At 54.4% G+C, this 15,309-nt stretch carries 15 protein-coding genes; 8 read left to right on the plus strand and 7 right to left on the minus strand.

Annotated features, from left to right (window positions below):
- Nucleotides 1-133 precede the first annotated feature (133 nt).
- Both ABO_RS00190 and ABO_RS00195 read left to right on the plus strand, forming a co-directional pair.
- Nucleotides 134-727 carry a cytochrome b gene (locus ABO_RS00190; protein ID WP_011587335.1) on the plus strand — a complete coding sequence of 198 codons (594 nt, stop codon included), beginning with the start codon at nt 134-136 and terminating at the stop codon, nt 725-727.
- A 24-nt stretch (nt 728-751) separates the two neighbouring features.
- Entirely contained in the window at nt 752-1,342 is a 591-nt protein-coding gene (locus ABO_RS00195; RefSeq protein ID WP_041705191.1) for a YceI family protein, read from the plus strand.
- A 119-nt stretch (nt 1,343-1,461) separates the two neighbouring features.
- On the opposite strand, the gene ABO_RS00200 is transcribed toward ABO_RS00195, so the two are convergent.
- Nucleotides 1,462-2,277, minus strand: coding sequence for a DUF3298 and DUF4163 domain-containing protein (locus ABO_RS00200; RefSeq protein WP_011587337.1), 816 nt, complete (start codon nt 2,275-2,277; stop codon nt 1,462-1,464).
- Nucleotides 2,278-2,406: 129 nt separating this feature from the next.
- Between ABO_RS00200 and ABO_RS00205 the strand changes: the two genes are divergently transcribed.
- Nucleotides 2,407-2,853, plus strand: coding sequence for a YtoQ family protein (locus tag ABO_RS00205; protein ID WP_011587338.1), 447 nt, complete (start codon nt 2,407-2,409; stop codon nt 2,851-2,853).
- Between the two features lie 141 nt (nt 2,854-2,994).
- Nucleotides 2,995-3,468: a hypothetical protein gene (locus ABO_RS00210; protein WP_011587339.1), complete on the plus strand. Its 474-nt coding sequence runs from the start codon at nt 2,995-2,997 to the stop codon at nt 3,466-3,468.
- A 157-nt stretch (nt 3,469-3,625) separates the two neighbouring features.
- Here ABO_RS00210 and ABO_RS00215 read toward each other — a convergent pair whose 3' ends face one another.
- Nucleotides 3,626-4,543 (minus strand): homoserine kinase, encoded by a 918-nt coding sequence (locus ABO_RS00215; RefSeq protein WP_011587340.1) that lies wholly within the window; start codon nt 4,541-4,543, stop codon nt 3,626-3,628.
- 264 nt (nt 4,544-4,807) lie between these two features.
- Between ABO_RS00215 and ABO_RS00220 the strand changes: the two genes are divergently transcribed.
- Nucleotides 4,808-5,836, plus strand: coding sequence for an alpha/beta hydrolase (locus ABO_RS00220; protein ID WP_011587341.1), 1,029 nt, complete (start codon nt 4,808-4,810; stop codon nt 5,834-5,836).
- A gap of 322 nt (nt 5,837-6,158) precedes the next feature.
- Here ABO_RS00220 and ABO_RS00225 read toward each other — a convergent pair whose 3' ends face one another.
- The 5 genes from ABO_RS00225 to ABO_RS00245 form a co-directional block, all read right to left on the minus strand.
- The gene (locus tag ABO_RS00225) at nt 6,159-6,632 is read right to left on the minus strand and encodes a peroxiredoxin (RefSeq protein ID WP_011587342.1); all 474 of its coding nucleotides are present in this window, start codon (nt 6,630-6,632) and stop codon (nt 6,159-6,161) included.
- A 262-nt stretch (nt 6,633-6,894) separates the two neighbouring features.
- On the minus strand, nt 6,895-8,814 hold the full coding sequence (locus tag ABO_RS00230; protein WP_011587343.1) for a hypothetical protein: 1,920 nt from the start codon (nt 8,812-8,814) through the stop codon (nt 6,895-6,897).
- A gap of 669 nt (nt 8,815-9,483) precedes the next feature.
- Nucleotides 9,484-11,580 (minus strand): VIT and vWA domain-containing protein, encoded by a 2,097-nt coding sequence (locus tag ABO_RS00235; RefSeq protein ID WP_011587344.1) that lies wholly within the window; start codon nt 11,578-11,580, stop codon nt 9,484-9,486.
- A gap of 118 nt (nt 11,581-11,698) precedes the next feature.
- Nucleotides 11,699-12,157 carry a hypothetical protein gene (locus ABO_RS00240; protein WP_101234994.1) on the minus strand — a complete coding sequence of 153 codons (459 nt, stop codon included), beginning with the start codon at nt 12,155-12,157 and terminating at the stop codon, nt 11,699-11,701.
- 88 nt (nt 12,158-12,245) lie between these two features.
- Nucleotides 12,246-12,731 carry a YajQ family cyclic di-GMP-binding protein gene (locus ABO_RS00245; protein WP_011587346.1) on the minus strand — a complete coding sequence of 162 codons (486 nt, stop codon included), beginning with the start codon at nt 12,729-12,731 and terminating at the stop codon, nt 12,246-12,248.
- A 220-nt stretch (nt 12,732-12,951) separates the two neighbouring features.
- Here ABO_RS00245 and ABO_RS00250 point away from each other — a divergent pair, with 220 nt between their 5' ends.
- From ABO_RS00250 to ABO_RS00260, 3 genes are all read left to right on the plus strand, one after another.
- Nucleotides 12,952-13,911 (plus strand): hypothetical protein, encoded by a 960-nt coding sequence (locus ABO_RS00250; protein WP_011587347.1) that lies wholly within the window; start codon nt 12,952-12,954, stop codon nt 13,909-13,911.
- 13 nt (nt 13,912-13,924) lie between these two features.
- Nucleotides 13,925-14,191, plus strand: coding sequence for a hypothetical protein (locus ABO_RS00255; RefSeq protein ID WP_011587348.1), 267 nt, complete (start codon nt 13,925-13,927; stop codon nt 14,189-14,191).
- A 300-nt stretch (nt 14,192-14,491) separates the two neighbouring features.
- Nucleotides 14,492-15,223, plus strand: coding sequence for a glutamine amidotransferase (locus ABO_RS00260; protein ID WP_011587349.1), 732 nt, complete (start codon nt 14,492-14,494; stop codon nt 15,221-15,223).
- The last annotated feature ends 86 nt before the right edge of the window (nt 15,224-15,309 follow it).

Here is a 15,309-nt window from a genome sequence, read left to right on the forward strand (position 1 = left end):
TGCGGACAAGCTAGTCTCAGCACCAAGGCGACTGTAAGTTTTGTATTATTTGGAACCCATCGTGCTGTACGGACTCCAAGCTACTAAGGGATCGCCCGGTCATAAGGGCGAAGAACATTGGAAGGGAATCACCATGAAACTGCGCAATGACTCGCAACGCTTTGGCGCTATTGCCCTGCTATTCCACTGGCTGGTGGCATTGGCGGTGATTGGCCTGTTTGCATTGGGCTTTTATATGGTGGATTTGGGTTACTACGACCCTTGGTATCGTAAGGGGCCTGATCTGCATCGTAGCGTTGGCGTTCTGCTGTTTATTGTCATGACTCTTCGTCTTGGCTGGCGATTTATCTCGCCGCCACCGGCGCCGCTTGCGTCCCACAAACCCTGGGAAAAGATCAGTGCCCACCTTACCCACTGGGCTCTGTATATTTTGTTGTTTGTAGCCATGGTGAGTGGCTACCTGATTAGCAGCGCCGATGGCTCTTCCGTTGCGGTGTTTAATTGGTTTTCCGTGCCCTCGGTCAGTGGCCACCAAACTGGCCTAGAGGACACCGCCGGGCTGATTCATTACTGGGTCACTTGGGCGGTGATTGGGTTAGCCAGCGTGCACGCGCTCGCCGCCATTAAACATCACTTTCTTGATCGCGATGATACATTGCGGCGCATCCTTGGCTTGGCGCCTCGCACCAACCCGTCTCCCTCAACGGGCACACACAATTATTCTTAATCATCCAAACGGAGCTTGATGCTTATGTTGACGTTATTGAAAAAAATCACCCTTCCCACCTTGGCACTGCTGCTTAGCAGTATGGCGTTTGCCGAGCAGCCTGGCGGCACCTACAAGTTCGATACCAAGGGCACTCACCAGTTTGTCATGTTCAAAATTTCCCACCTGGGTTACAGCTGGCTGTATGGGCAATTTAATGATTTTACCGGTGAGTTCACTGTGGATGCGGACAATCCGGAGAACAGCCAGGTAACCGCCATCATCCAGACCGCCAGTGTGGATTCCAACCATGCCGAGCGAGACAAGCACCTGCGCGGTGATGATTTTCTAGACGTGAAGAAATTTCCCACCGCGACGTTTAAAAGCACAAGCGTTGAAAAAACCGGCGAGCAAACCGCTAAAATCACAGGGGACTTCACCCTGCATGGTGTGACCAAGCCGGTAACCCTGGATGCCAAACTGATCGGCCATGGCGATGATCCTTGGGGCGGCTACCGTATGGGCCTAGAAGCTAGCACTACTCTGACACTGGCAGATTTTGGTATTACCAAGAATCTAGGACCGGCGTCTGAAACAGTGGAGATAATTATTTCAGTGGAAGGCATCAAGCAGTAACGCTGTTGGTTCTCGTAGGTCGGATTAGTCGCCTTAGGCGTAATCCGACACTGACGTGTTGGTCTCGGCGTTAATGTAAAACCGTGGGCACGGCATGTGCCAATTCAGGCGGTGCTTTCTTATAAATAGGGCGCGCGCAAGATACCATCCAGGTCTGAATAAGGAATCGTCAGGGTCGGCTGCCCCATGGCGTAAGGGGCGATGTGGTACACATTGTATTGCAGCACGAGCCCCTTATCAGTGAAGAAGACGTTATCGGTTTTGTCGAACGGCCAGCTGTCACGGAAAGCTTGGTCCAAATTTTCTTTATTCAGCCACGCGGTATGTTGCTCGCGGGCTTTTTCCCAGAAAGCAGCTTGTTGGCCCGGCACCAGCATGTCGTTTAGTTTGACACTTTGTTGTTTAGCGAGATCCCAGTGAAAGTACTGCACGCTAGGCACCCCGTGGGCGCCCCCGGTGTATTCATAGGTTTCCATAGACAGAGTGATAACGTCTCCGCGGCGACCCTGTTTTTTCACCGTAGCGGTAAGCTCCCAGCCCTGCCTCGAGGCCATGGCCATGTCGGACGCGTCTTGCAGAAATGCATCCGCCAGATCTTCAATGCGGACATCGTGGTTGGGGTTATCTTCATTGTGAATCAGCATGGCAGCAAGGTGCTGGGTGATAGCGTCGTTCAGTTCAGCTTGATTCTCAAAGGTGAGCCATTGTAGGTCGACTTTTGGGCAGCCGTCAGCGTCACACTGCTCATCGGTTTTTTCTAGCGCGTGAACATTGCGTACTAGGGTTTGTGGCGTAGCCCCTTTTGGGTTGGCGGCGGGGTTTTTAATAGCGGCGGCACTGTCGGTGGATTTGGCTGTGGGCTTAGCCGGTGCGTTTGAGTCTTCGCACCCTGCTAGCAGCGCAGAGGCGATCAGAAGAATCAGTGTTATACGCATGGCAAACCTTCCTGAAATCGGTGAGAACCTGATGGCATTTAACGGCAGTGGCCGCTCCGGTTCAAGGTGGCTTTTGCAATCAAGCGAGCCTATCCTGCCGTTTTTCAGCTATCAATCGGGAGAATGAGCATGAGCTTCTGGACTGTTTATCTTTCTGGAGAAATTCACACGGATTGGCGCGAACGCATCGTCAAGGGCTGCATCGATAAGGAGCTGGATATTGAGTTTAGCGGCCCAGTGACTGACCACGAGGCTAGCGACAAAGTGGGCGTGAGTATTTTAGGCGCAGAAGAGAAGCGTTTCTGGGAAGATCGTTTAGGTGCGGGCATCAATGGTATCCGGACCCGCAAGCTGATCGATGAGGCTGACCTTGTGGTGGTGCGGTTTGGCCCCAAGTATAAACAGTGGAATGCGGCATTTGATGCTGGTTACACCGCGGCCTTGGGGACACCGATGATCATTTTGCACGATGAAGAGCATGATCACCCCTTGAAAGAGGTGGATGCTGCCGCCGACGCGGTGGCGCGCACTCCAGAGCAGGTGGTGGAAATGCTGGCATATATTCTTAACGCTTAACCCTCATTCGTTATGCCACGGGGCTCTGGTCCGGTTTCAGCGTCTTGTTTTATGTCATTTTACATCATTGGGGGAGCGTTTTGCGGTATGGCTTGTCGCATTCGTGTACAGGAACAAAAAGCAAAGCAAGGAGTTCTCCCGATGACACACCGATTATTGGCCGCCGCCACTCTCATGTTGGTTACCACCGCTACGGCGTGGGCAGAGACAGAAGGCGTTCCCAACGTAAAAACGCCGGAACCAGAAAAAATAGAGACTCAAATAGAAGAAACGTTGGCGGATATCCAGAGCTATTCTGTGGAGCAGAAGAATCAAGCTATGCGAGTGGCCCGCCATGCCATTGACGATCTAAATCAACAAGTTACCCTACTACAGGGTGACATCAACAGCCAATGGAAGGAGCTGTCCCAAGAGGCACGTTTGCACAAGCAAGACGCGCTTGCCTCGTTGAAAGAGCAGCAGGCGGATCTGGAGAGCCATTACCAGACCTTGCAGAATGCCAGCGAAGATAATTGGGAGGCGGCCAAGGTGAAATTTCAGCGGAGCTGGGAAGCTGCCAAGCAAGGCTGGCAAAGCCTAACGGCGCCTTCCCCGGCTCAGGACGAGACCCCCTAAATAGAAGGCTCGATAATGTTTATATTTGAGCTTCGGTCAGCTCCTGGGCGCACGCGGTAGCCACCACAAAGAGGGTGGGCGGACTAGACGTTAGTCTGTTTCGAAGATGAACGGGGTGTTGGTGATGTGTGTTTTAACTTGCAGCACACCCCTTCCCCTATACGGCGAACGCTTCCAGCCGCTGTCGGTAAATCCGTGCAAACTCTTCCGGGTTTTTGCTGCCTTGCCCTTCACTATGGTCAGACACTGGGCCGGCTAGCCGTGATAACCAGAACCTCAGAGCCGCTACCGGCAGTGCTTCATTCAAGCGGCGGGTGTCTACGCTGCGGCCCTGGCCCCGATAAGCTGACAGTAAGGCGTGCTCCCGTTCTGCCACCACGTGGCCTCTAGCATCTACACACCAATCGTTGAGTGCAACGGCTAGGTCGTACTCCGGATGGTCCTGGCAGGCGTTATAGAAATCCAGCAAAGCGCTTATTTCACCGTTGTCCCATAGCAGGTTGTCACGGAACAGGTCGCCGTGAATCAAGGTGGTGCCAGCGGGGTGGGCCAGCCAGCGGTGAAGCAAGCGTGCCGCGTTGTCTCGATCAGCGGTGGGTAATTTGTCTAGATGATGAGTGAAATCGCGCAGCCGCGCCCGTTCGCTGGGGAGCGGCTGCAGCTGCTCCGTGTGGCTAGCGTGTAGCCGTGCCAGCAAAGCACCAACCTGCCTGCAGCGATCGGCATCCACAGAGAAATCGTGCCTGCCTGGCAGGCGCGGCATTAACACTGCCGGTTTGCCCGCAACGGTAATTTGGTCGTTGCCGCTGGCAGTCGCTAGTGGTGCAGGCACGGGTAAGTGTTGTTTGGCCAACTGTTTTAGTAGAGTCAGGTACGGGGTTAGCGCGGGATGGTCGAGGGATTCGAACACCGTTAACACTAGCGGGCAGGGCTGATCATGTTTGCCAAGGCCATCGATAAGGAAAGTGCTATTCTCGATGCCGTGACTGGCGGCGTGATAATCACGCAACTGAAAACCAAATTGTTCCAGCACTTTTGCCAGTTGGGTCGGGCTGAGTGGTGTATACACGGACATCACAATCCTCAAGCTTGGAAAAGGCCGCAGATGACCGGACTCTGCAGACGGGCAATGGTATAAAAGGGCGTCAACGCGAATCAGCAAAGCGTTTGCTATTAACAATAGCAAACCGATGATGGGTAATGCGTTACTGGATGCGTTTTGGGTTGTTGTGTCGTCTCCATATTCGAGGTTGAGTTCCTGGTCAGGCTAGTGTTTCCCTTGTCTATTATAGCGAGCCGCATGGTGTGTGCTGCTTATTGCAAAACTTAAGGAGAACTGATGAATCCTGCCGTTATTGAGCGGGCCACGGTACGTGCCCTGATGTCTTTGCCGGGCCCGGTTTTGGAGCGTTTGGCTGCGGGTTTGGAAACCCATAGTCGTCCGCATTTGGATTCGCGTCTGCGCTTTCTGCTTGCGCTCAGTGGGGCCAAGCCCACCCTGGATTCAGGGACGGTGGAGCAGGCTCGGCAGATTTATCGGAGCACGCTGGCATTGCTAGATATGGCACCGGTTAGCCTTCCTGTGGTTGTTGATCATCAGGTTAGCATGGAGGACGGTAGCCAAATTCTAGTGCGGCGTTATCGCCCGGCCGATGCTCCGCTGGTGTCACCGGCTATTATGTTTTTTCACGGTGGAGGATTCACTATTGGCGGTGTTGAAGAGTATGACCGGTTGTGTCGCTATATAGCGAAGCGTACCAATGCGGTGGTGCTGAGTGTGGATTACCGGTTGGCGCCGGAACACCCAGCCCCTGCCGGCATGGATGATGCGTTGGAGGCTTGGCGCTGGTTGCTGAATAACACCGCGCAGCTGGGGCTTGATCCGAACCGCTTGGCGGTGATGGGCGATAGCGCTGGCGGCTGCATGAGCGCAGTGGTGTCACAACAGGCCAAGCTGGCCGGCCTGGCGTTGCCAGCTTTACAGGTGCTGATCTACCCCACCACTGACGCCGCCCTGGCCCACCCTTCCGTGCAAACGTTGGGGCAAGGGTTCGGCTTGGATATACCGCTGCTGACTTGGTTCCGAGGACACTTTGTTCAAGACCCAGCGGTGATCGAGGACTACCGCGTTTCGCCCCTGCGCAACCCTGATTTAACTGGCCTGCCTGAGGCGATCGTTATCACGGCTACGGATCCCTTGCGGGACGAAGGCTTGGAGTACGCCCAAAAATTACGTGAGGCAGGAAACACGGTGACCTCACTGGATTATCCCGAACTGATACACGGCTTTATTTCCATGGGGGGTGTTGTTCCGGCGGCGCGTAAGGCAATCAATGACATTTGCGTTGAGACCAAGCGGCGGTTGTGATTCAGGCAAAAGCCATTGGATTTTATGGTGGAGTGCATGAATCAGCGGGGGAATGGCTGGGGTGGTGCACCGATGCAAAGGCGGTTTCAGGGTCTCAAGTTAGAGTAAGAGGCGGCGATGGGTTGCCAAGGCTTGCCTGAGGCAAAGAAAGGCGTCGGTGGTTGTCTGATGGATTACTGCAACGCGCACCGCCTTACTCTTTCAATGGTGGCATGGTCTTCCTGGTGGTAGAGAAAACGTAAAGTTCTTTTCGTTATTTGTTGGTCACTACAGCCGGCACGGCGCGCGGCGGCAACATACGCCGTGCGCCGTCCGGTTATTCCTATAGTTGTTTCAGTACGGTGTCCGCACTGCTCTTGTCCACGCCTTTGGCATCTACGCCCAGATATTCCACTACGCCATCGTTGGCAATCAGCGCGAAACGTTTGCTGCGAATGCCCATACAGCCACCGGTCGCGTCTAGCTCTAGCCCCAGCGCCTTGGCCAGTTCAGCGTTACCATCCGCTAGCATGGTAATACGCTCGGCATTCTGATCTTTCTGCCAAGCACCCATCACAAAGGCATCGTTCACTGCCATACAGGCAATGGCATCGACTTTCTCCAGCAACGCATCGGCGTTAATGACGAAGCCGGGCATGTGGGTGTTGGAACAGCCAGGGGTGAATGCTCCGGGAACGGCAAACAGGACAACTTTACGCCCTTTGAAAAAGTCACCGGTGTTGAGGTCCTGGGGGCCATCGGGACCGTTGGTTTTCAGCGTGATAGAAGGGAGGTTGTCGCCAACTGCAATGCTCATGGTTCGCGTCCTTGGCTTGAGAATGGACACTCACTGTAGCAAACCGGCAAGAACAAGAAAGCACTGTGTAAGCTGGTTGGAATAGTTAGAGGGTATAGGAGGTAAAAGGCAGGGTTAAATCGGGGGGAACGAGTGACGAAAAGGAAAGATAATACCGGGTAGCGCTCTTTCGCAAATTGTTACTAGTGGTGCATGTGCATGCACGAATGCCATGCAGGGAAACGATAAACAGGGCGGAGGTCTCCCTCCGCCCTTAATCGCGTTAGCCGAGCAGACCGCCTAGTAATCCACCCAGAACCGGGCCGAGTACAGGAATGTCAGCCAGCACATCGCTAAGCGGGGCTAGCAGCGAGCCGGCAGCATTCTCACCGAGCAGGCTTACCAGCAGTGAGCCTACTAGGTCGCCTACTATCGGTAGTGACTGTACTAAGCCGATCACTGCGTCGAGCAAATTGCCATCCTGGTCCAGAATGCCGTTAAGCAGTTGGCTGGGATCGCCACCTGCCAAGCCACCCACCAGGCCGCCAAGCAGGCTGTCGAGCAGGCCTTGTAGGGCGGGTTGCTCAATGAGCATGGCCAGATCGGGAGTAAGAAGGCTATCTCCGGCACCACCTTGCAGCACAGTGAGGATCTGGTTAAGCAAATCACCTACGACGGGTACTTCATTGAGTAGGTCGACGCCAGCCAAGAGCTCGCCTCCGCTTGCCACTCCGGTCAGGGTGGCCAGTAGTGGCTCCAATAGATCGCCCAGCAGAGGGACTTCGGTTAATAGATCGCCGAACTGTCCTAACTGGCCAGCAGATTGAGTCAGGCAATCTAATGGGCTGCCAGATTCACACGCCACAGCACCTAGCAGTTGGTCGATCACATTACCCAATACGGGGATTTCAGCCAGCAGGTCGGTGACAACAGTTAGTTGGTCGCCAGACAGGCCGTTCAGCAGGCTTTCCAAATCTAAGGCGTCTGTCGGTAGGCCACCGCTATCGCCGCCAGCAATCCCGTTGAGTAGATCCCCAAGGATAGGGAGCTGGGTGAGCAATTCGGGAAGGGTTTGCAGGTCTTTCAGTGGCGCAAAAAGATCGCCGCCGTTGTTCAGTAGCCCAGCAAGCAGATCGCCCAGAACCGGAATTTGCTCCAGCAGAGTGGGGAGGGTTTCCAGCAACGCGAGGTTGCCTGGCTCAGCAAGGCCAGCCAGCAGGTCCGTTAAGATTCCTGGGTTGATGGTTCCGCCGCCCAGCAGGTCGCCCACAGGGCCTAGCTTTTCACCGGCGGCCAGCAGACAGGTTAGTGGATCCGCATCTTCAGGGCACAATTCGCCAAGACCACCGGACAGGTTAAGAATGCTGCCAACGCCGCCGAGCACTTCGGTCAAACATGCTTGGGGCTGAAAATTATCGGCGCGGGTAGATATTGGACACAGGGCGGTGGACAAGCTATTCACTGTGCTGATTAGTGGCTCGCCCTTGGACAGATTTTCAGCCACTTGGCTTAAGCACACTTGCGGGTTCAGTGAATCCTCGCAGCCCAAATAACCGAGAACACCGATAAGCGTGCTGTCCGGCACGGTGTTGACAGTTTCAATGATGCACTCGATTGGGTTAGTGGAGCTGGGGCACAGTTGTTGGCCGATAGGGCCACTGTTATCCAACAATCCTGTCAGAGTGTCTTTCAGGTAAGCACCCGACTCCAAAAGACAATTCTGTAGGAAATCTGGGTTGGTGGCGCTGCTGAGTAAGTTAGATTCGGTGGCAGCAACGGTGTCGGCACATAGCAGGCCGAGTAGGTTGTCATTGCCAAGAGAGATATTTTCCAGTGCCTCATTTTCACAGGTCAGCACATCAATAGCGCCGCCCAATTGAGTGCCAAGCAGAGCCTGCGGGCAAACTGATACGGTGAAATGGTTGTTGGTATCTATCAAAGTGAGGAGCTGGGCTTCTTCTTCCTCTGTTACCGGAGGCACGGTGTCGTCTTCATCGCCGCCGCCAGTATCGCCGCCGTCGGTGTCTCCGCTGTCGGTATCGCTGCCGTCGGTATCGCCGCCGCCAGTGTCGCCGCTGCCGGTGTTACCGGTTTCTTGGTTGGTACTTGTGCTACCGGAAGAACTGCTGCCGCCGCCGTCGCCACAGGCGGTTAATACTGCCATAAAGGTAAATAGCAGCAATAATCGGGTCAAATGTAACATGTGAATCCCCCTCTAACATGAATATACGAAACAAGCTGTCAGGGCGTTGTTTATGTCAACGCCCTGGAGGGAGTGTATAAAATTCGTTGCGTTGCGAGTGTTGGCTAAAAATATCGTTTTGTATCTGTAATTGCAGTGTTTTGTAATGCACAGGTATTGAGCACGCTCCGATTGTTGATGAAGTGTTTAGGTAATGAGAAAAAAGGGAAGAGTTAAGGGGCGAGGAATGGTGATTACCGGAACGGAGAGTGAAATCAGCCTTAATATAGTGTCGGCCTGATGTAGCACGCAAACGTGCCGTTTATTTACTTCTGGTCTTATGTTTCTTCGTTTAGAGAGGCTCTTTTACTGGGTGGGGAATTGGCTATGTCAGGCACCGCATTTTCAATCCCATCGCTACAGTATCAGTTGTAAGCGTCTCCATTTTCTTGGCGGTGTGCTTTATTTTGGGGGGGAGCAAGTGGGTTTTTAGTGCGATATGAATTAGCTATGGCCGTAATGAGTGCGAGCCGGGTGGCAGCCCTCGACGGGCGGGATCTCAAGATACAGTCGAAAACTTAACCGTTCACGTGTCAGGTTATGCTGCGCACGTAAGGCGTGTTCAGAGGCCCATAATGCAAAAAACCGCTCAGCCATAGCCGAGCGGAATGCCCATCAGCCATTAACGGGCTAGTGTCGGCGACGTAACCTTCCGCCGATTAGCAGGATCAAAAAGGGGAGCAATGCCCCCATACCGAAGGCACCACCGCTTCCTCCACTGCCACTGCTATAAGACGGGCGATTACTGTTATACATGGGTTGGCTGTTGTCTACGCGATTACCGCTAGGTGCACTGGCTTGGCGTTGCGCTTTTGCCCGCTTTTCAATCTCCCGACGTTTGGTGTTGCGGCGATCAATGCCGTACTCCTTAAATACTTCCTCACGTAGCACCACCATGGAGGTGTAGTGGGTGACCAGCCCATATTCTATTCCCAGATCGGTAATCCCCTGTTGGAGATCTTTTTCCTCACCGAAATACTCTATTTCCTGCTGCATGTCCTGAACAGTGGCGTAAGCCCACAGGCGCTCGAGTTCCGGGTTATTGCCGCCCTGGGCGGGAAAATCGAAGCGGGTTTTGTAGGTTTTTTCTTGCCCGGCCACCTCGGCGCGAAGAGTGATTTTGGCGGGGCCGTCACCCCAATAGTGGCCGAGCAGTACGATTTGGCGGCCGTGGTAAATGCTACCAATGCGTTGGGGTTGTAGGTCTGCGGTGCGAATGCCATCGATATCGATCTCCACGTCATTCATGGCCTGGTGGGTAACCTTGCTGGTGGCGTTGAGAATCTGTCCGGCAATGTCGTCGCTGTTGGAGACGCTGATGGCAAAACCGTTGCTGGCATCGGTCATGGCGGTGAGCATGGGCCGGTTAGCACTGTTACCCATGACAAAGGTGAATAACCGAACGTCGTGATTTTCCAGAAGGTCGATAAAGTCTTTCTGTCGGGTTTTACCTACGTTAGCTACGCCATCGGTGACGAGCACGATGCCGGTGGGCCGGTCTGCGTCCAGCGGGGTCAGTGCCAGGCTTAAGCCTCCGAACAGGTTGGTGCCACCACGGGACTGGAGCTGCATGATTTTTTGGGTGTACTGACGAATATTATTGGGTGTGGCATCTACAAAACCGCTAGTGAGTTCTTCGGCTCGGTCATCGAATAGAACGATACGGAAGCGGTCGTTGCCACGCAGTTTTCCCAGGGCCTGGCGGACGCCGTCGCCTAGAGTCGCCAGTTTGGCATTCATGGAGCCTGAAATATCCAGTACGAACACCCAGTCGCTACCGGTGGTGATCGGGGGCAGGTCGTCCCCTGGGGTAATGCTCAGCATGAAGGTGCCGCGGTCTTTGCCCGGTGCCTTATAAGCCACTAGATCGACGCTGCCGGGCAGGTCTTGCTGGTGACGCCAGTAGACAACGATGTCTTGGTCCAAGGTGAAGGCGCTGGGGGGGTGGCCATTGGTTGCTGGCGGAGCGAAGTTGTTATCGCCCTTTTCACTCCTTCCTTTCCCTTTAATGGTGGTGCTTGCGTTACGGTTATCCAGTGTCACTTGCCATTGCTGCGAACCAAGCTGCTGGATCTTCGCCTGAGGGTGCTTGGGCAGACGCAGGGCATCCACCGGATAGCTGCTGCGCAAGTTAAGGGTAAAGCTGAAGCGTTCTTCTACCTTTTCGTTGGCGGTCCAGAACGCCAGTTTCTTCTCGTCTACACTGCCTTCTTCCAGCGGATATACATAGCGGCCGATGCCGTTGTCCACGAAGGCCGGTTGCATGTAAACCAACCGCACGCGAGTGTCCTGGCCGGCGCGCACTGGTTGCACTTTCACATCGAAGGCCTTGAAGCTGTCCTTCTCGGTGAGCCCGGCCTCGCGACCAGCGGCTTTTTCTTGCTCGTAGACCTGGCGGGCCTGTTGTTTTTCCAGTACTTCACCGATCACTGGCTTGCCATCGATCCACGCGGTGAATTCGGCCACGGTGCCTTTTTCGGGAACAGGAAAGCGGTAGTAAGCTTCCAGGTCCTGGTTATTCGGATTGTGAAAAACCTGCTCGACTTCGGTGATGGCATAGCCGTCTTCCACATCCACGGTGACATGTTGCTCGCGAATCTGCAGTGGCGGCAGGGAGCTGTTCGCTGGGGTCATCAGCCCTGCGGCTAGGGTTGGGTTGGTTAGCAGGCAGCCAAACAGCAACGCCAGGCCGGCCGCAAAACGCGTGTATCCGTTCCTGAAACCCATGATGGTTCTCCTTGTTATGAATCATGGGCACTGTTTTACCTGTGGCGGAGGGCTTTGTTAAACGGCGTTCATTAACAAGCCATGTCTTGGGGTGTTCAATAGGAATTGATTTTGCGGGTTATCCCTTTTGTGTCAGTTGGTTACGGGTGGCGTCTAGTAGAGCAGCAAAATCTGGGCGGGCGATAATCGCCAGAACCAGAGTATAAACACCGTTGAGCAGGGCTAGCAGGGCATCCGCTTGCATTAGGCTAAGAGCGATAACAATCATGGATACCGCATCGAGAATGCCCAACAGCATAAACATGCTGGCTTGAACCTTGAATACCGCCGTGTCCCCGGCAGGGTCAGCGGGGGTGGTGGTTTGAACCGAACGCTGGGCAATGGTGGAGGGGGCTAGCAGTGCATTACGCAGCGGCCTGGCAATCACTAGCATGAGTGCCATGGCGCCCATGGCCCCCGTGCGTAGGGTGTCTTGCGGCAGCCATTCTATGGAGGCCGTGTAGTTACCGAACCAGACTAGGCCGGCAATGGCTATGCCGATCAAAAGCGGTGCTGAGAGCACCAGAAACCAAAACATATTAAGTCTCTGTACGGCTGAAGTAGGCGCGGACATAACACTATTCCTGTAATCGGTTGCTGGTGCTTAAGGGGTTGGGGGGCGCGGCTTAATCTCTAAAGTTATTAAATTGCAGCGGCGTTTCGATTTTCGATTCTCGCAGCAGGGCCATTACGGCCTGCAAGTCATCGCGTTTTTTGCCGTTTACTCGTACTTGGTCGCCTTGAATAGATGCCTGCACCTTGATCTTGCTTTCCTTAATGAGCTTGACGATTTGTTTGGCCACGGGCTGGTCGATGCCCTGACGGAAAGTCAGTGTAAGCGAGAAGGTCTTGCCGCTGTGCTCAAGCTCTTCGGGTTTGTCGGCACCGGCGGCGCTGATGTTCTGCTTCAGGCAGGCTTTGGTAAACAATTCTTCCAGCTGACGTACCTGGAAATCGGATTCGGTTTTCAGGGTAACGGCCAAGCCGTTCTGCGCGATGCTGGCTTCTACGCCACGGAAATCAAACCGGGTGGAAAGTTCACGGTTGGCGTTCTCCACTGCATGGCGAAGGGCCACTTCATCAATCTCGGAAACAATGTCAAAAGACGGCATGGGGTTGGGTCTCCCTGTAATGGCTAGCAGGCAAGTATACGCGCCCTAAGCAGAAGGAGCATGCGCCTCCTATACGGAGGATTAAGGGCTCACTTCAGATAACGGTAAATTGGTACGTTTGCAGTATAGTTTACCCGGCACGGCCCCTTTATGTTGAGCAGGGCGCCTCACGGCTACACCGTAGGCAGCGCTGAAAATGACAACGCCAAGGAGGCACCTTATGCCACTTAAGGAAAGGCTGTCCGCTGACAGCTTGATGGAATCGTTCCCGGGTTCTCGGGATCTATTGACTCGTCTGGGCCTGCTCGGAGCCCAAGTATCCCGCAAGATCGCTATCGACCAGGTCAAGGTTGATAGTGGCATGCTCAGTAATCTCAAGGTCGACAAGGTTTCGCTGGGTAGCGCCAGCATTGGCACCCTAAGTGTGACTAACGGCTCGGCCAGCCTCAATAACGCCAGTGCGGTTCTCAATCAGGTGCGCAGCATTGTGGAGTTGGGTTTACGGCTGGATTGGGAAATCGATCTAGGCTGGATTGGTAACTGGGATGGCAGTGAAAGTCTTGGCAGCCTGGATGTCCCGGTGGATTTGGGCACTATTACTATTCCCGACCTGGCTGATATAGACCTGCAGATTCCGGCCATCGACATCCCAGGTTTGGTTGCCGATATGCAGCCGATCCGTGACTTGGATTTGGGGAGCTTGGAAATTGCCGGAATGCGGTTAGACAAGTTGGGGCTGCCCAGTGCCGGTTTGTCGGTATCCGGCATGGGGATTGGTGAATTATCGCTTAGCTCGTTAAGCGTACCCGCCGCTGAAGGTGAGTCACTGCGGGTCAATCACGCTGCACCAACCGGACAGCTTAAGCTGCCTGGCGCTAGCCTCAGTAATGTGAATATTCCTTCTATTAGCTTGCCCAGCGCGCAAAGTGGTGCCTTTGATGCCGATGCCACTGCCTCCGACAAATCGCTGACGGTGGACCTAGGGATTCTAAAAGTCACCATTGCCGTCACGCCAACGGTCCATCTCAATGTGGGTAGCATGACCCTCAAGGATGCCCAGTTGTCGGCGAAGTTGGGTAATGTTTCTCTCAACGAAATTAGCTTGCCGGTGGCATTGGAGGGCATCTCTGGTGGCGGGCTGGGCCTGAGCAGCATTAACGTCAGTAAGCTGACATTCTGAAAAGGAGTTCAATATGTCTTTGAGTCACAAGGAGTTCGAGAAGCGTTGGGAGCAGGCTCATCGCCAACAGGGCCCGCAAAAGAAAAAATCGTCGATTGCACCGGTGGTTCACTTGTCGGTGATCTCCGTACTGGATAATTACATGTCCCAGTTGCATAAGGCGGTGGAAGGGCATGCCTTGAGCAAGGAAGAATGCGATGAGGTCTGCAAGAAAATTGCGGAACTCAAACCGCTGGCCAAGAAGGCTGACGGCAAGGCGGCCAAGTATTTGAAGGTCTGAGCCTTTGGGCCTCTGCTTTGGCGGGGCCCTTTCCTTAACATTCAGCTCGGTGCTCTCCTCGTTTGACGTTCTGTCGGCAGCGGTGATGACCGGTCATCCTCTTCCCTCATTTAGCCGGGCTTATACTCACCACGATATGCCCCTGTAATAAAAAAGGTGGGCGGTAAGCCGCACGCTTACTCTCGACCGCGTAAGGGGGTTTCAGAGGCCCCCTAATTCTCTCTTTATTCCCGCGTTTCAGTCTATTACTGAAAAGTTGGTACATCCCTTGCTGAGGCTCCTTCATACAAGGAGAGTATTATGAGCAGTCTCAAGCCAATCGCGATTATTCAAACCGGCCATACCTACCCGCAAATTCGCCAGCATTATGGCGATTTCGATGACTGGATAGCCCAGGGATTGGGCCAGTTATCACCCGTGATACGGGTGGATGCCATTAAGGAGGGGCCGCTGCCTGCCCCGGAATCGCTGGCAGGTGTGGTGATTACCGGCTCTCACGCCATGGTCACCGAGGCGAAACCGTGGATGAAAAAGCTGGCCCACTGGCTTTTTTCTACCCTAGAGAACGCCCAGCAGTTGCCAGTGCTGGGGCTGTGCTTTGGTCACCAATTGCTGGCCCAGGTGCTGGGCGGGGAGGTGGCGGATAATCCCCTGGGGATGCAGGTGGGCACCGTGCCGCTGCGGTTTACTGCGGCTGGGCAGCAGGATGCGCTGTTAGGCGCCATGGCTGGTCACCCGTGGGCGCAAGTGGTGCACAGGCAGTCAGTGCTTACTCCTCCCCCGGGCAGCACCGTGCTGGCCAGTAATGTGCACGATGCCTGCCAGGCGTTCCGTTATGGCGAACGGGTATGGGGAGTGCAGTTCCATCCTGAATTCAGTGCAGATGTGATGCGTTCCTACTTGCAGAGGTTGAGTGGCGAGGGCTTGATGCAGCAACAGGTAGATACGCACCTTCAGAATGTGCGCGAATGCCGGGATGCCAGCGCTATCCTTGCCCGGTTCGCCCAGCTAACGTTAGCGCAGGTAGCGTAAGAGCAGTGACAAACCGCAGCGCAGTATGGCTCGGATTGGCATTAATGTTACCTGCTGCCAGTGTTTGGGCTCGCCGGCACAGCGCT

Source organism: Alcanivorax borkumensis SK2, assembly GCF_000009365.1.
Taxonomy (GTDB): domain Bacteria; phylum Pseudomonadota; class Gammaproteobacteria; order Pseudomonadales; family Alcanivoracaceae; genus Alcanivorax; species Alcanivorax borkumensis.

Excerpts from the sequence above, each read along its gene's own strand:
- ABO_RS00190 (WP_011587335.1), top strand. The coding sequence starts at position 134 with ATGAAACTGCGCAATGACTCGCAACGCTTTGGCGCTATTGCCCTGCTA.
- ABO_RS00195 (WP_041705191.1), top strand. The coding sequence starts at position 752 with ATGTTGACGTTATTGAAAAAAATCACCCTTCCCACCTTGGCACTGCTG.
- ABO_RS00200 (WP_011587337.1), bottom strand. The coding sequence starts at position 2,277 with ATGCGTATAACACTGATTCTTCTGATCGCCTCTGCGCTGCTAGCAGGG.
- ABO_RS00205 (WP_011587338.1), top strand. The coding sequence starts at position 2,407 with ATGAGCTTCTGGACTGTTTATCTTTCTGGAGAAATTCACACGGATTGG.
- ABO_RS00210 (WP_011587339.1), top strand. The coding sequence starts at position 2,995 with ATGACACACCGATTATTGGCCGCCGCCACTCTCATGTTGGTTACCACC.
- ABO_RS00215 (WP_011587340.1), bottom strand. The coding sequence starts at position 4,543 with ATGTCCGTGTATACACCACTCAGCCCGACCCAACTGGCAAAAGTGCTG.
- ABO_RS00220 (WP_011587341.1), top strand. The coding sequence starts at position 4,808 with ATGAATCCTGCCGTTATTGAGCGGGCCACGGTACGTGCCCTGATGTCT.
- ABO_RS00225 (WP_011587342.1), bottom strand. The coding sequence starts at position 6,632 with ATGAGCATTGCAGTTGGCGACAACCTCCCTTCTATCACGCTGAAAACC.
- ABO_RS00230 (WP_011587343.1), bottom strand. The coding sequence starts at position 8,814 with ATGTTACATTTGACCCGATTATTGCTGCTATTTACCTTTATGGCAGTA.
- ABO_RS00235 (WP_011587344.1), bottom strand. The coding sequence starts at position 11,580 with ATGGGTTTCAGGAACGGATACACGCGTTTTGCGGCCGGCCTGGCGTTG.
- ABO_RS00240 (WP_101234994.1), bottom strand. The coding sequence starts at position 12,157 with ATGTTTTGGTTTCTGGTGCTCTCAGCACCGCTTTTGATCGGCATAGCC.
- ABO_RS00245 (WP_011587346.1), bottom strand. The coding sequence starts at position 12,731 with ATGCCGTCTTTTGACATTGTTTCCGAGATTGATGAAGTGGCCCTTCGC.
- ABO_RS00250 (WP_011587347.1), top strand. The coding sequence starts at position 12,952 with ATGCCACTTAAGGAAAGGCTGTCCGCTGACAGCTTGATGGAATCGTTC.
- ABO_RS00255 (WP_011587348.1), top strand. The coding sequence starts at position 13,925 with ATGTCTTTGAGTCACAAGGAGTTCGAGAAGCGTTGGGAGCAGGCTCAT.
- ABO_RS00260 (WP_011587349.1), top strand. The coding sequence starts at position 14,492 with ATGAGCAGTCTCAAGCCAATCGCGATTATTCAAACCGGCCATACCTAC.